This is a genomic window from Algoriphagus pacificus, assembly GCF_017254845.1.
GTDB classification, from domain to species: domain Bacteria; phylum Bacteroidota; class Bacteroidia; order Cytophagales; family Cyclobacteriaceae; genus Algoriphagus; species Algoriphagus pacificus.
Genome location: NZ_JAFKCU010000003.1, coordinates 129,906 through 144,296, shown reverse-complemented (window position 1 = coordinate 144,296; position 14,391 = coordinate 129,906). Strand labels below are relative to the sequence as shown.

At 39.6% G+C, this 14,391-nt stretch carries 12 protein-coding genes; 9 read left to right on the top strand and 3 right to left on the bottom strand.

All coding sequences use genetic code 11. The annotated features are described in order from the left end of the window. Positions 1-66: 66 nt before the first annotated feature. The gene (locus tag J0A69_RS13120) at positions 67-858 is read left to right on the top strand and encodes a 3-keto-disaccharide hydrolase (protein ID WP_394369881.1); all 792 of its coding nucleotides are present in this window, start codon (positions 67-69) and stop codon (positions 856-858) included. An 81-nt stretch (positions 859-939) separates the two neighbouring features. Here the strand turns inward: J0A69_RS13120 and J0A69_RS13115 are convergent, their stop codons facing one another. The 3 genes from J0A69_RS13115 to sixA all read right to left on the bottom strand — a co-directional run bounded on the left by J0A69_RS13115 (position 940) and on the right by sixA (position 4,094). Continuing rightward, complete coding sequence (locus J0A69_RS13115; protein ID WP_206587062.1) at positions 940-2,082, bottom strand: AEC family transporter; 1,143 nt, start codon at positions 2,080-2,082, stop codon at positions 940-942. 12 nt (positions 2,083-2,094) lie between these two features. Then, on the bottom strand, positions 2,095-3,258 hold the full coding sequence (locus J0A69_RS13110; protein ID WP_449500907.1) for a pyridoxal phosphate-dependent aminotransferase: 1,164 nt from the start codon (positions 3,256-3,258) through the stop codon (positions 2,095-2,097). 368 nt (positions 3,259-3,626) lie between these two features. Next, a complete protein-coding gene (gene sixA / locus J0A69_RS13105; RefSeq protein ID WP_206587060.1) occupies positions 3,627-4,094 on the bottom strand; it encodes a phosphohistidine phosphatase SixA in 468 nt (155 codons plus the stop codon). A 154-nt stretch (positions 4,095-4,248) separates the two neighbouring features. On the opposite strand from sixA, the gene topA reads away from it, so the two are divergent. The 8 genes from topA to J0A69_RS13065 all read left to right on the top strand — a co-directional run bounded on the left by topA (position 4,249) and on the right by J0A69_RS13065 (position 14,382). Further along, positions 4,249-6,573: a type I DNA topoisomerase gene (gene topA, locus J0A69_RS13100; RefSeq protein WP_206587059.1), complete on the top strand. Its 2,325-nt coding sequence runs from the start codon at positions 4,249-4,251 to the stop codon at positions 6,571-6,573. A gap of 20 nt (positions 6,574-6,593) precedes the next feature. Then, complete coding sequence (locus J0A69_RS13095; RefSeq protein WP_206587058.1) at positions 6,594-7,844, top strand: carboxypeptidase-like regulatory domain-containing protein; 1,251 nt, start codon at positions 6,594-6,596, stop codon at positions 7,842-7,844. Between the two features lie 63 nt (positions 7,845-7,907). After that, the gene (locus J0A69_RS13090) at positions 7,908-8,603 is read left to right on the top strand and encodes an SIR2 family NAD-dependent protein deacylase (RefSeq protein ID WP_206587057.1); all 696 of its coding nucleotides are present in this window, start codon (positions 7,908-7,910) and stop codon (positions 8,601-8,603) included. A gap of 44 nt (positions 8,604-8,647) precedes the next feature. Further along, complete coding sequence (locus J0A69_RS13085) at positions 8,648-9,586, top strand: DUF5996 family protein (protein WP_206587056.1); 939 nt, start codon at positions 8,648-8,650, stop codon at positions 9,584-9,586. Between the two features lie 86 nt (positions 9,587-9,672). Then, positions 9,673-10,806 (top strand): serine hydrolase domain-containing protein, encoded by a 1,134-nt coding sequence (locus tag J0A69_RS13080; RefSeq protein WP_206587055.1) that lies wholly within the window; start codon positions 9,673-9,675, stop codon positions 10,804-10,806. Beyond that, positions 10,803-12,137 carry a YfcC family protein gene (locus tag J0A69_RS13075; RefSeq protein ID WP_206587054.1) on the top strand — a complete coding sequence of 445 codons (1,335 nt, stop codon included), beginning with the start codon at positions 10,803-10,805 and terminating at the stop codon, positions 12,135-12,137. Before J0A69_RS13080 ends, J0A69_RS13075 begins: the two co-directional genes overlap by 4 nt. Before the next feature lie 26 nt (positions 12,138-12,163). Beyond that, entirely contained in the window at positions 12,164-13,186 is a 1,023-nt protein-coding gene (gene mgrA, locus J0A69_RS13070; protein WP_206587053.1) for an L-glyceraldehyde 3-phosphate reductase, read from the top strand. Further along, positions 13,183-14,382, top strand: a complete 1,200-nt coding sequence (locus J0A69_RS13065; protein WP_206587052.1) for an MFS transporter — start codon at positions 13,183-13,185, stop codon at positions 14,380-14,382. The genes mgrA and J0A69_RS13065 overlap by 4 nt, the downstream gene beginning before the upstream one ends. Positions 14,383-14,391 lie beyond the last annotated feature (9 nt).

Below are 14,391 nucleotides of genomic sequence, written 5' to 3'. Positions count from 1 at the left end.
AATAGCTAATTTCCGAATCCACTTTAATCATCTATAATAATATTTGACCCAATAAACCCCAGACACATGCGAATCAAACCAAGATCTATTCCAACCATGTACAAATTAAGTTGCGCTCTTGCACTTATGCTTTTCTTGGCACTACCAGGATTTTCTCAGACAGGAGTTGGAGTAAAACCAATCAAAGGTGCCAAAATGAAACTAGATGGCAGCGAAAAAATGCTTCACAAGAATTGGGAATATTGGGAAGGCCCGAGATTTTCAAGCACAATGCCTATCAAATGGCCATCAGCTACCGATCCTATCGATGGTGGAGCAGTAATCAGCAGCAATGATCCCGCAGGTTCAGGTGGAAAATATGGAGCAGCTGATATAGTGACAAAGGAGAAATACAGAGATTTCAGAGCTCATGTGGAGTTCTTTGTAAAAGATCCGGGAGGAAACAGCGGTGTTTATTTACAAAACCGATACGAAATCCAAATTTTGGATGGTGACAATACCAATCATGGAATGGCTGCTATTATTAATGAGCAGATCCCAACTTCTGATGCCTATAATGGCACAGGCAAATGGAATGCTTATGATATCGTATTCAAAGCTGCGAGATTCGAAAATGGCGTTTTAACTGAAAAAGCCCGTGTTACAATTTACTTTAACGGGGTAAAAATCCACGAAGACCAACCAATTCAGCAAGTTTGGGGAGGTCCTAATTCTGGTATTGACGGTGGAAACGACGGAGGAAAAGGAATTACCGATACTCCTGGAGGATTGAAGCTGCAGGCAGAAGGTCACGATGTATTTTATAGAAATATCTGGATCAAAGAATTGAATCTGGATGGAAAAAGCACCGATTTCTAAATTCAAATAAAATCAAAAAGAAAGCCCCGAACGAATGTCCGGGGCTTTCTGCTTTTTAAACTGTTATCAAACCCATTGTTTTTATCTACTTTCAGCAGAACTATCTTTTAGCTTCTTCTCTTCCAAGAATGAAACTGCTACTTCAATATTTTTAATCCATGAAATAAGTCTTGGTAGGACGGAAAGGAAGACCAAACCAAATCCAATATAAAACAGGTGACTCGGAACAGTGAAATAAGATCCTGAACTGAAAATTCCAAGTATTAGAATGGTACTTAGGGGAAGTGAAACTGCCAGAATATTGATTCCTAAGCCCAGGTCAAAAGTACCATTCTCCGTTTCCACACCTTTATCTCTTTCCATTTGCCTGATTGCTGACATATGAGCAAAAGGCCAAAATGAACAAGCTGACAAAGGAAATACCACTGCCAATAGGATCGCTGCCTCACTAGGTAAGTCTACCAGAGTGACGAACAAGCCACTCAATACCAGGCTGAATCCTGCTCTTAAAAGCAGAATAGAGGCTATTGTTTGGATTTGATCCCATTTGAGAATCACCGATACTCCTATAAATAGAAGCACCAATGGAGTCATGATATCTTTCAACATCAAGACTGATTCCCCGATAAATCCCGGTAGGTTTTCTATTCTCAATCCAAAACCAAGTAAGACCAAGGCAACAATAATCACCATGTTGATTGGCTCTTTAAACATGGAAATAATCAGTTCCTTCACTTTTTGTCCATTTGATCTGGAACCTAAACCCATGTGTCTATAATACCAGCTCATCGCTAATAAATAGGAGAATATCAGCACATAGACTTTATTGCCAATATCTGCCAAAGCTCCCCATGCAAGCGCATCTTCACCCAAGTATTCCATCAAAAAAGGAAAACAGGATAAACCGGGAGCCAGAGATGGAATCATCATCAACCAAGTTCGGGTTTCGGAGCTGTTTTTTGAGAAACCAAGCAGTGGCAAAGCCAACTTACTAGCAATCAGCATCACGGCATTCCAAACCAAAATCAATAAGGGAAGGAAAATCAACTCAGAATCAACTTCGATTTTCAGCAAAGCCACGAATATCATCGCTGGCAAAGCCAAATCAAGAATAATAGTTTTAAGGCCTTTTTTATGATCCTCTTTTATCAATCTGTTTTTCAGCAAAAAGCCGATCAGAATGAGTAAAAGCAGGGAACATGTCTTTTGTAAGGCTAAGGACATACGCTAAAATTCTTATGCTGTTACTTTCTTGAATGTTTCCACGAAAATTTCCATTTCCGTTTTGGTGCCCATACTTACTCGGCACCAGTCTTTATCCTGAATATTGAATACTCTGATACCAACTCCTGAATCATACATGGATTTCATAAACTGTTTTCCGTTCATTGAGATAGGGAAAATCATGAAACTGGTGTAAGAAGGAATGATATCGTATCCTAAAGAAGTGATGGCATCATGAGTGAATTTTCTGCACTCAGAATTATATCCTCTGCACTCTGCCATAAAAGAATCTTGCTTCATACTGGCAATTGCACCTTTCAAAGAAGTCACACAAAGACCCATGGTACTTCTTACCATGCTGGTAATGCTTTCTATTCTTTCTGGAGTAGCCACGATATATCCGATTCTCAAACCGGCCATTCCGTGGATTTTACTGAAAGTTCTTGCTACAATCACATCTTTTCCTTCAGCCACCAAGCCTACCATTGACTGGGACATTGGGTTGTCCAAAAATTCCAAATAGGCCTCATCAACGAATATCGGCGTCTTCTCGGAAGCAGTTGCACAGAACTTCTTCAAATCAGCTGTGTTGGTAATAGAACCAGTTGGGTTATTTGGATTGCAGACATAAACCAATTTGGTGTCGCTGTCAATCGCTTTTTCCATTCCATCAAGATCATGGGCATAATCAGCAGTCAATGGAACTGGCTTCCAAGTTCCTCCCATTGCTTCAGCAGTATTAATCAAAGACATGTAAGAAGGATCGGCAGCAATGATATTTCCACCATTTTTGAATCGAGTAATAGCTACTTTTTCCAAAAGATCGGTAGAACCTGGACCTAACATGATATGATCAGGAGTAACACCTTCTTTTTCTGCAATCATAGCAATCAAGGTGGCAGCATCCCCATGTCCATATCTGTTTCCTGTTGATGCAGCTTCAGCAATTGCCTTTACAACTTGTGGAGCAGGTCCGTAAGGATTCTCATTTGCATTTAATCTAGCAACCATTTTAGGTTCAGCAATCGGAAAATCCGGAAGGTACTCTCCCAAAATACTTTCTGGAGAATAATAAAAAGCGGCATTTGCTGCTCTTTTAGGCATTGCAATGGATGGTGCTGCGATAAGCGTACCTGCAGAAAGCAGGCTGGTTTTCATCCAATCTCGTCTGTTCATTGATTTAAACATGGTTTCAATGGTTAGGGTATATATTTCTTCTAAGGGTATTCTCAATTAAAATCAGTAAAATCCTGAGGGATTCACACAGGCATTACTCAAAGCGATTTCCGCTTTCCTTAGGTTATTGAAACTGACCTTTAAAAATGACCAGTTTAGGGAGGGTTTATCTATAAATAAATCAGATTTTGACCAAAAAGTTGAAACATGGTTTAAAATCAACCCAGGTCCATCTAATTTTCTGTTAATGTATAGAAATTAGGTTTAAAATGAAATCAAAACAATTTCATTTTTTGCAAAAAATTAGAAACATGGTTTAAAAATGATTTGAAATTCCCGTTAAAACTGAAAAAGTATCGAAATGTGGTTTATTGAAAGACCTCTTTTAAGATCCCGGTATTTAAACCTATCATTCTCCAATCATTTATTTCCAAATCCAGACACGCAAGCATACCCGGCTGCATATTGATATAGCTCTCTCCAGAAAGATGTGCAACCAATAAACTTAAGATGGGATTATGTCCGATTATCAGACAGGAATTCACCTGAAAAGGTATATTTTCCAACAAATGAAGAAGGTCTCCCAGATTTCCATCATAAATCAGCTTTAAAAAAATCTCTTCTTTAATAGAGATGTATTGATGGATAATCGAAGCCGTCTCCATTGTTCTTTGAGCAGCGGAACAATACATTAAATCAACCTCCATCGAACGACTCTTTAGCTCAATTCCCATTCTATTCAGCCTTTCTGTCCCTCTCTGAGTCAATTGTCTCTGAAAATCCGTTCCTTCAGAAAATCCTGCTTCTCCATGTCTAAGTAAAAATAATTGCTTCATAGTGATTGAATTAGCTTAATCTTTCTGGAGTAATATTTAACAAAAATCCCTCCAATAACTGGTAATGAAATTTTATTTATTTGGATCAAAAAACTATGCCCTCTATTTTTAGCAATCCAAATCGGGCATAAGAGCCCAAAAAAAACAGATTTTTATGTCGAAAAACCTTGTCATTGTCGAGTCCCCTGCCAAAGCGAAAACCATAGAAGGTTATTTAGGTAGTGATTATAAGGTTGTTTCTAGTTACGGGCACGTGAGAGATCTCCCCAAAGGAGATAAAGCAATCGATATTAAAAACAGGTTCGAACCTACTTATGAGGTAACCGCTGATAAAAAGGATGTCATCAAAAATTTAAAAGCTCTGGTTAAAGACTCCAAAATGGTCTACCTGGCAAGTGATGATGACCGCGAAGGAGAAGCCATTTCCTGGCATTTAAAAGAGGTTTTGAAACTGAAAGATGATCAAACCAAAAGGATTGTCTTCCGGGAGATTACCAAGAATGCAATCTCTAAGGCTATTGAAAACCCAAGAGGCATTGATTACGATCTTGTAAATGCACAACAGGCAAGACGTATCCTTGATAGATTGGTAGGTTTTGAACTATCCCCTATACTTTGGAAAAAAATTAAAACAGGTCTTTCAGCTGGTAGAGTTCAATCTGTAGCCGTAAGACTTATAGTAGACAGAGAGCGCGAAATAGAGCATTTCAAAAGCAAATCAAGCTTTAGGATTACCGCAATTTTCGAAGTAGAAGGAAAAACTTTCAAAGCCGAACTTCCAAAGAAGTTTGATACGAAAAAAGAAGCGGAGGAATTTCTTAAATCCTGTTTAGATGCTGAGTTTTCTGTAGGCAATCTGGAGAAAAAACCAGGCAAAAAGACTCCTGCAGCTCCATTTACCACTTCTACCCTTCAGCAGGAAGCCAGTAGAAAATTGTATTTCTCAGTAGCTCAAACCATGTCTGTGGCTCAGAAGCTTTACGAAGCTGGTAAGATCACTTACATGAGAACAGATAGCACCAACTTATCTGATGAAGCCATGAATTCTGCTAAAAATGCAATTCATGATTCCTATGGTAGCAACTACCATAAATCCAGAAAGTACGCTACCAAATCCGAAGGTGCTCAAGAAGCACACGAAGCGATTCGACCAACCGATTTTTCGGTAAATCATATCAGTGGAGATAGAAATGAGCAGCGTCTTTATGACCTGATCTGGAAAAGAGCAATTGCTTCCCAGATGGCTGATGCTGAACTAGAGAAAACCACAATCACAGTAGACATTTCCAATTCTGATCTAAATTTGATCGCTACCGGAGAAATCATCAAGTTTGATGGATTCTTAAAAGTTTACCTGGAAGATACCGACGACGAACCAGAAGAGGATGATGATGCAAACAAGTCATTACTACCTCCTTTGACTATCGGACAGGGACTTGCCTTGCAGCAAATGAGAGGAAAAGAAACCTTCTCTAGGCCATCTCCAAGATATACCGAAGCTTCTTTGGTGAAGAAACTGGAGGAATTGGGTATCGGTAGACCATCAACTTATGCTCCTACGATTTCTACGATCCAGAAAAGAGAATATGTAATCAAGGAATCCCGAGATGGCACGCCAAGAAATTATGTAGAAATGAGTATTGCCTCTGGCAAATTCAGTGATGAAGTCAAGACAGAAATCACTGGAGCCGAAAAGCAAAAACTCTTCCCTACTAATATTGCCATGGTGGTAAATGACTTCCTTGTGGAGCATTTCCCAAATGTCATCGACTTTAGTTTTACCGCAAGAGTTGAGAAGGAATTTGATGATATCGCTGCCGGCGGACAGGTTTGGCAGGATATGATCGATTCGTTTTATGGCAATTTCCATCATAGCGTAGAAGAAACAGAGCAGGTTTCCCGTCAGGATATCAATACCAGTAGATTGATCGGTAATCATCCCGAAAATGGCAAACCGATTACGGCTAGATTGGGAAGATTTGGGCCATTGGTTCAGATCGGAGACAATGAAGATGAAGACAAGCAGTTTGCCAGTCTTAAAAAAGGCCAGTTTATCGAAAACATCACACTTGAAGATGCTTTGGAATTATTCAAACTTCCAAGAGATGTGGGCATGTTTGAAGACAAGAAAATGGTCGCGGCTATCGGAAGGTTCGGTCCTTATGTGAGACATGATGGTGCTTTCTTCTCTTTGGGTAAAGAACAAGATCCTTTGAGTATTACCGAGGAGGAAGCCATTCAATTAATCAAGGACAAAAGAGAGGCTGATGCCAAAAAGCATATCAAATCCTTCGATGAAAACCCTGAAATCCAGATTCTGAATGGCAGATGGGGTCCTTATATCAAGATGGGTAAAAACAATTATAAAATCCCGAAAGATAAAGAGGCAGAGGAATTGACTTACGAGGAAACAATGCATATCATCGAAAATCAACCCGACACAAAAAAGAAAGGTCGATTTGCCAAAAAGAAAAGTTAAAATTCCATCCGAATCGATTAATGGATATTAGTAAATATTTAAGACCAAAAGCAGCTAGAATTTGTCTGTTTTTGGTCTTTTTTTTGGTTTGCATCCTTCAGCAACAGCTTTTTGCGCAGAATATTCTGAAAGGAAGAGTGATAGAATATGAAACTGAAGTTCCGATTCCTTTCGCCAGTGTCTTCCTCCCAAATACTACTTTAGGAATTACCGCTGATGAAAACGGGAATTTTAGCCTGGAAATACCTGATGGCAATTATGAAGTTTTGGTAAGAATGCTCGGGTTTAAATCAGCCACTTTTTCTATCAAAACAGAATCTTTACCAGCGAAAGGGTATCAGGTTCAACTTGAATCAGATGAACAGGAATTAGATTTAATCGATGTAGAAGAAGAAAGAGATCCTGTTTGGTACCATAATCTTGAGACCTTTAAAAGGTTTTTTCTTGGCACCACTATCAATGGACAGGCGATTGAGATTTTGAATGAAAAAGATCTGTTGATTGACAATGAAACCGTACCGGGACTACTTCAGGTAGATGCGAGAAATCCCTTAATTTTGGAAAACCCAAACCTAGGTTATCAAATTGAGTACCTCTTGACTGAGTTCAAGTACAATCCCAAGGAAGGGACTGTATTTTACGGAGGTTTCCCCCTGTTTACAGCTTATCAAGACTTATCGGCAGGGAAAGAAAAACGGATTGCAAAAAAAAGAGAAATCGCCTACCAGGGAAGTATTCAGCATTTCCTGCACAGTTTGTATCTAGGAATTTCTCAGGAGGAAGGCTATTTGATTAGGAGATTAAAACGGATCCCTAACCCTAATAAACCGAGTCCATCGGAATTTGAAGCTGCTAGAAACCTTTATAGAAGTACCAGAAGTCAAGCCGTCAAAGATTCTATTGAGTCGGATGTTTTTTCAAAATCAAATCTTGCTGATCAGTTGGAAATACTGGATCAAAATGAATTAGATCCGGAGGAAATCCTCATTCGGGAGAAAAACGGCAAAGTCTTCATGAAATTCGAAGACCTCATTCATATTACCTACAAAAATGAGCCAATGGCCAGGGAATATCCAGGAGCACCTTTTGAAAACCTCAATAAAACAAATCAGGTTTCGAAAGCATTCCTGACCAACGAGCAAATTGAATTGTTTTTTAACGGTAGTTACATGGATCCTTTTGGATTGATGGTTGAAGAATATATGGCTTGGGAAAAAGTAGGGGATTTAATGCCTTTGGATTATACTCCTATCATTTCTGAAAAGAAATAGCATTCCTTTTTCTTCGTTACTTTTATAATTGAGGAAATTAAGCAAGCAATTAAAGCTTCAAAAATGGCTAAAAAGAAATTTGTGGTCTTATCCGGGGCAGGCATCTCTCAGGAAAGCGGTATCAAAACTTTCCGGGATAGCAATGGGCTTTGGGAAAATCATGATATCATGGAAGTGGCTTCTCCAGAAGGCTGGAAAAGAAACCGGAGTTTAGTTCAGAATTTCTATAATCTTCGAAGAAAACAGGCCCAAGAATGCCATCCTAACGAAGCACATCAGATTCTTGCCAAACTAGAAAAAGTATTTGATGTAACGATCATCACTCAGAATGTCGATGATCTTCATGAAAGAGCTGGTTCCTCACAAGTGATTCATTTACATGGGGAACTTGGCAAAGCACAAAGCAGTAAGAACCCAAATTTGGTTTACCCTCTCTCCCATTGGGAAATCAAAGAAGGTGACCTCTGTGAACTGGGAAGCCAGCTCAGACCTCATATCGTTTGGTTTGGAGAACCGGTTCCCAAAATGGAAGAAGCCATCAATCATGGTTTGTCAGCAGATATCTTTCTGGTAATCGGTACTTCTATGCAAGTTTACCCTGCTGCAAGTTTGATTGATTTTGTTCCATCTACCTCTAAAAAATTCCTTATCGACCTCCAAATCCCAAATTATCAATTAGGAAAAGATGTAATTTGCATAGAAAAAAAAGCGAGCGAGGGAATGAAGCTTTTAGAAAGTATTATTTTAGAAGAAAATTAGCCGACCGCTTTCCCAAATTCATATCTTGAAGAAAAATTTTTCTTATGGCATCTAAAAAGTCTACCTGGCCAGTTTTTCAATTTACAGATTGTAAGGATACCATCAACCTCTTGCATCAATGGACACAAATTGTGGGGAAGGTGCGTCTCAGAAAATCCCCTTGGCAGAATCATTCCTGGCATGTTTCACTCTATGTGGATCACCAAGGTTTGACTACCGGAAATATTCCTTATGAAAATGGGGTTTTTGAAATCATGTTTGATTTTATCCATCATGAGCTGAAAATCAAAACCAGTTCGGGTACTCGAGACAGATTTCCTTTAGGAGGGCAAACTGTAGCTAGCTTCTATGAAATGCTGATGGAAAAGCTAAAATTCTTGGGTATTGATGTCAAAATCAACACAATGCCGAATGAAATTGTCGGGGCCATTCCATTTACCAAAAACACCAAAAAGTTACCTTATCAGGCAAATGAGGCACAAAAATTCTGGAAAGTACTGGTACAGATCCAAAATGTCTTTACCCTTTTCAGAAGCAAATTCACTGGAAAAAGCAGCCCAATTCACTTTTTCTGGGGGTCTTTTGATTTAGCTTATACCAGATTTTCTGGGAGAAAAGCTCCACTTTTCCAAGGCGAAATGCCAAATATGCCTTTGGCAGTCATGCAAGAGGCATATTCCCATGAAGTCTTTAGTGTGGGATTTTGGCCGGGGGGAATTGCTTTCCCTACTCCTGTATTCTATGCCTATAGCTACCCAAATCTACCACAATTCAAAGAGGAAGCTGTAGAACCAAAAGAAGCATTTTGGAGTGAGGATATGGGTGAATTTATGCTCAGCTATGAGGAGGTCCAAAAATCAGCAAATCCTTCAGAAACGCTTATGGCATTTCTGAACAGTACCTATGCTGCAGCTGCCAAAGTAGCCAATTGGGATAGGGATCTTTTGGATTGTGACTTTTCACATTTGGAAAAAAAACAATAAACCCGCCTCCGATGACTACTATAAACCATAAACCAACTAGGACTATTAGCTCTTACCAATTCAATTTGAGAAGTTAATCCCCTAGAATGAATCAAAAAATAAAAATACTCTTAGGTGTCATTGGATTTTGGTTCATACTTTTTTTGGTGCTTGATTGGTGGAATAGCTATCCCAGAATTAAAATAATCCCTGTTTCTTCTACCAATTCAAAAGAAGAGAAATTAGACTCCCTTTTAAAGGCTTCCATGACGGAGTTTATTCTTCCAGGTTTGGCCGTAGGGATCGTTGAGGAAGGGAAAATCACCTATCAAAAAGCATTTGGTTTCCAAAACCTTAAGACTTTTGACTCACTCAGCGCCAAAAGTCTGATACCTGTTGCTTCTATCTCCAAACTTTTTACTGCTCTTACAGCTGCCCATTATTGGTCTGAACAAGGGATGGGGAATGAATCAAAATTGCTTTTGGCCAAACCCTCTTCCAATTCATCCTCTTCCCTCGATGAACTTCAAATTTCTGATCTTTTGTCCCATCAATCGGGAATTCCAAAACCAGGATTATTTGCAAAGTTATTCGGCAAAAACAGTTTCGTTCCACTTTCAGAATTTGGAAAAGAGCTCTGGAAAAAGAATATCCAAAAACCTGATTCGCTGGTTATTAGATATGCTGATGAGAATTATGATTTAATAGGGTATTTACTGGAGCAGTCCTCCAAACTTGATTTTGATAGCCTAGTTTCAGAGGCAGTTTTCCAACCTGCCGGAATGAAAAACTCTCATTTTGCCACCGAATGGCCAGAAGACGACAATAGTATGACTGGCTACCAAGAAACCTTTGTTTGGAGAAGAATTGAGCCACGAAGAATCGGCTTTGAAAGAATTCCATCACCCTCATCTGGCCTAGTCAGTTCCTTGGAAGAATTAGACTTATTCCTGATCCATTTGATTCGAGGAGATATGGGGATTTTTCAGGAAGAATTCAATTGGCTGAAAAGAAATTCAGAAGGTTCTCCTATAGGATTCCAAAAAATTACACTTAACGAAACAAGTTTTTTAGGTCATTACGGTGGCCAGGCAGGGTATAGTTCCTTACTTATTTTTTCACCCGAACAGAAGAATGGGTTAGTCATGATTTCCAATGCTCGAGACACCAAAGATTTTAGAAAAGAAATAGCCCAAAGAGTACTTTTAGTTTTATCCAACCCACAAAAATTCGAAAAATGAAAAAGACTTTTCCGCATCCGATGATCATCATGCTGACTTTTGTGATCATCTCAGGCATTTTTACATACCTCATCCAATCAGGCGAATACGAAAGAATTTTTGATGAAGAAACAGGTAGAGAAGTCGTCGTTCCGGGTAGCTTCCATAGTATTGACGATCAGAACACCTCTATCAGCGATATCATTTTATCCGTTCCGGAAGGATTAATTGAAGGAGCTGATGTAATAGTCCTGATTCTACTGATTGGAGGGGCCTTTTACGTCATTGAAAAAACCGGGGCATTACAGATTGGAATCGAAGCACTTATCTACACATTTAGAAAAAACCATTTCCTTCTACTTTTTCTGGTAGGTCTGATATTTTTCATGTGTGGAGCCACTATTGCCATGCAGGAAGAATTAATTGCCATGGCTCCTATCCTGATACTTTTATCCAAAAAACTTCATTACGACCGCCGATCCATAGTGGCTTTGACGCTAGGTTCTGCATTAGTGGGAGGCTCTTTTTCACCAATAAATCCTTTTGGAGGATTGTTGGCTTTAAAAATCGCAGAGGTAGACTTTAATACGGGATTGATATTTCGAGTCATTATTCTTTTGATCATCATGGTTACCTGGATAGTGTTTCATATCAAGGCCGGTAAAAACAAATTGGACCAGATCGAGATTCCAGATTTCAAACCAGTTAGTATTTCTACCCGACACAAAATCGTCCTTTTGGTAATGACGCTTGGTATTTTGGCCATGGGTTGGGGAATTGCAAAACATGATTGGGGCTATAACCAAATGTCTGGTTTATTCTTTGTTGTCGGGATCACTTGCGGACTAATTGGGAAATTAGGAATCAATGGCACCGCAAAAACTTATACAGAAGGTTTCGGGGAAATGATCTTTGCAGGAGTAATCGTAGGACTTGCCAGAAGCATTTACTACGTTTTAAATCAATCATCCAGCATTGATCCATTGATTCAGGGGCTTTTTGAACCCTTGCAAACATTACCAACCTACGCTGCAGCTTTTGGACTCTTTCTCTCCCAAATGATCATCCATATTCCTGTACCTAGTACCTCCGGTCAAGCTGTTTTAACAACACCCATTACGGCTCCATTGACTGATTTGCTGGGTATATCCCGATTGGTAGCAGTCATGAGTTATCAATATCCTGCGGGGCTGATGGATCTGATTACTCCGACCAATGGTGGAATGATGGCTGTCATTGCTGCAGTTGGCGTTAACTATAAAGATTGGATTTCCTATATCTGGAAAAGCTTCCTGCTTTTGATGGTTTTGGGCTTGATTTCTGTTATTTTGGCATCAGTTTACTTTTCTTAAACCCTTATTAAACCTGATTATTACCCATGAAAATCAACGACCACAATCCATTATTGCCCTATCATGCTGCTGCTGAGCGCTATGACAGCATGAAATTCAGAAAATGTGGAAACAGTGGATTGAAATTACCCGAAATCAGTTTGGGGCTCTGGCATAACTTTGGGCACAATGCCGACTTTACGCTGGGAAGAAAAATTCTTAGAAGAGCATTTGATCTAGGAATCACCCATTTTGATTTAGCCAATAACTATGGTCCTCCATACGGTTCAGCGGAAGAAAACTTCGGAAGAATCTTTGAAAAGGATTTTAAAAGCTACAGGGATGAATTACTGATCTCCAGCAAAGCAGGTTGGGATATGTGGCCTGGGCCTTATGGTAACTTCGGTTCTAAAAAATATTTGATCGCCAGCTTAGACCAAAGTCTCAAGCGTATGGGACTGGAATATGTTGATATTTTCTACCATCATAGACCAGATCCCGAAACTCCACTGGAAGAAACCATGGGAGCTTTGGATCAAATTGTAAGACAAGGAAAAGCATTGTATGTAGGGATTTCCCAATACAGTGCAGAAGATACTGTCAAAGCATATGATATCCTCAAAAGCATGGGCACTCCCCTTCTCATTCACCAACCTCGCTATAGCATGCTTGATCGATGGGTAGAAAATGGCTTATTGGATGCTATTGGAGAAAAAGGTGTGGGAAGCATTGCCTTTTCACCTTTGGAACAAGGGATGCTCACTGATAAATACCTAAAGGGCATTCCTGAGGATTCTCGAGCTGCCAAAGATGGAAGATATCTAAAAGCGGAACAGATCTCTGAAGATAAAATTGAGATGATCCGCAAGCTGAATGATATAGCCAAAACCAGAGATCAAAGCTTGGCTCAGATGGCCATTGCTTGGTTATTGAAAGATCCTAGAATCACTTCGGTTCTAGTCGGTGTCTCAAAACCAGAGCAGTTGGATGATAATGTGGCTGCCATTAAAAACACAGAGTTTGGGCCAGCCGAAATAACTCAGATAAAATCCATTATTGGAGCTAAATGAAAGTAATTTCCAGTAGAAGTGCCTTGATTTTGATCGTCATTGCTCAATTTCTGGGCACTTCTTTATGGTTTGCAGGCAATGCAGTCTCTTCAGAAATCGGAGCATTGTTGGGGAACCCGGATTTAATCGCTGGAATCACCTCAGCAGTCCAGTTTGGATTTATTTCCGGTACTTTTTTCTATGCTTTCTTCTCCATCCCAGATCGCTTTCCACCAGGAGATGTTTTCTTCTTCAGTGCAATCCTAGCTGCATCTGCTAATGTTTTGGTGATTCTTTTGCCCTTACAATTATCATTCATTCTGATTTGCAGGTTTTTGGTTGGATTCTTTTTGGCAGGGATTTATCCTGTTGGGATGAAAATCGCTGCGGACTACTTTGAAAAAGGATTAGGGGCAGCTTTGGGCTTTCTGGTTGGGGCTTTGGTGTTGGGAACTGCATTTCCTCATCTTATTCAAGGTTTGGATCTTCAATTTTCCTGGAAAATTATCTTTTGGATCACTTCCGCTCTAGCGATTATCGGAGGATCTATCGTGGGTTTCTTTGTGCCTAGCGGACCTTTCCGAAAACCAAACCCCAAATTCAATCTGAAATTGCTTCCGGAGTTGAGTAAAATACGATCCCTCAAAAGTGCTGCTTCCGGATACTTCGGGCATATGTGGGAATTATATACCTTTTGGGCTTTTGTCCCTTTGCTGATTTCCTATTTGGCAAAAGATGCATTCAGTAAAAATGAAATCTCTTTACTTTCCTTTTCAATAATTGCAGTTGGAGGGGTTTCATGCGCAATTGGAGGACAGCTTTCATCCAAACTGGGCAGTCAAAAAGTAGCTTTATTCGCATTAATTGGTTCAGGTATATGCTGTTTGATAGCATTTATACTCCCTAACATACCAGCATGTTTGTGGCCGATTATATTACTGATTTGGGGTATTTTAATCTCTGCTGATTCTCCTCAGTTTTCAACTCTGGTATCCCAATCCGTTCCTGCAGAATTCAAAGGCACTGCCTTGACCTTGGTGAATAGCCTAGGATTTGCTATCAGCATTGTCAGTATTCAATTTGCCCAGTATCTATTGGAATGGTTTGCGGTCAATCAAATGCTTGGCTTATTGGTAATTGGTCCAATGTTCGGAGTATTTCTATTCAAATTTTTTGGCAAAAAAAAGAGGCTCCTGAAAGAAGCCCCCACAGCGTAAGTCAAACCG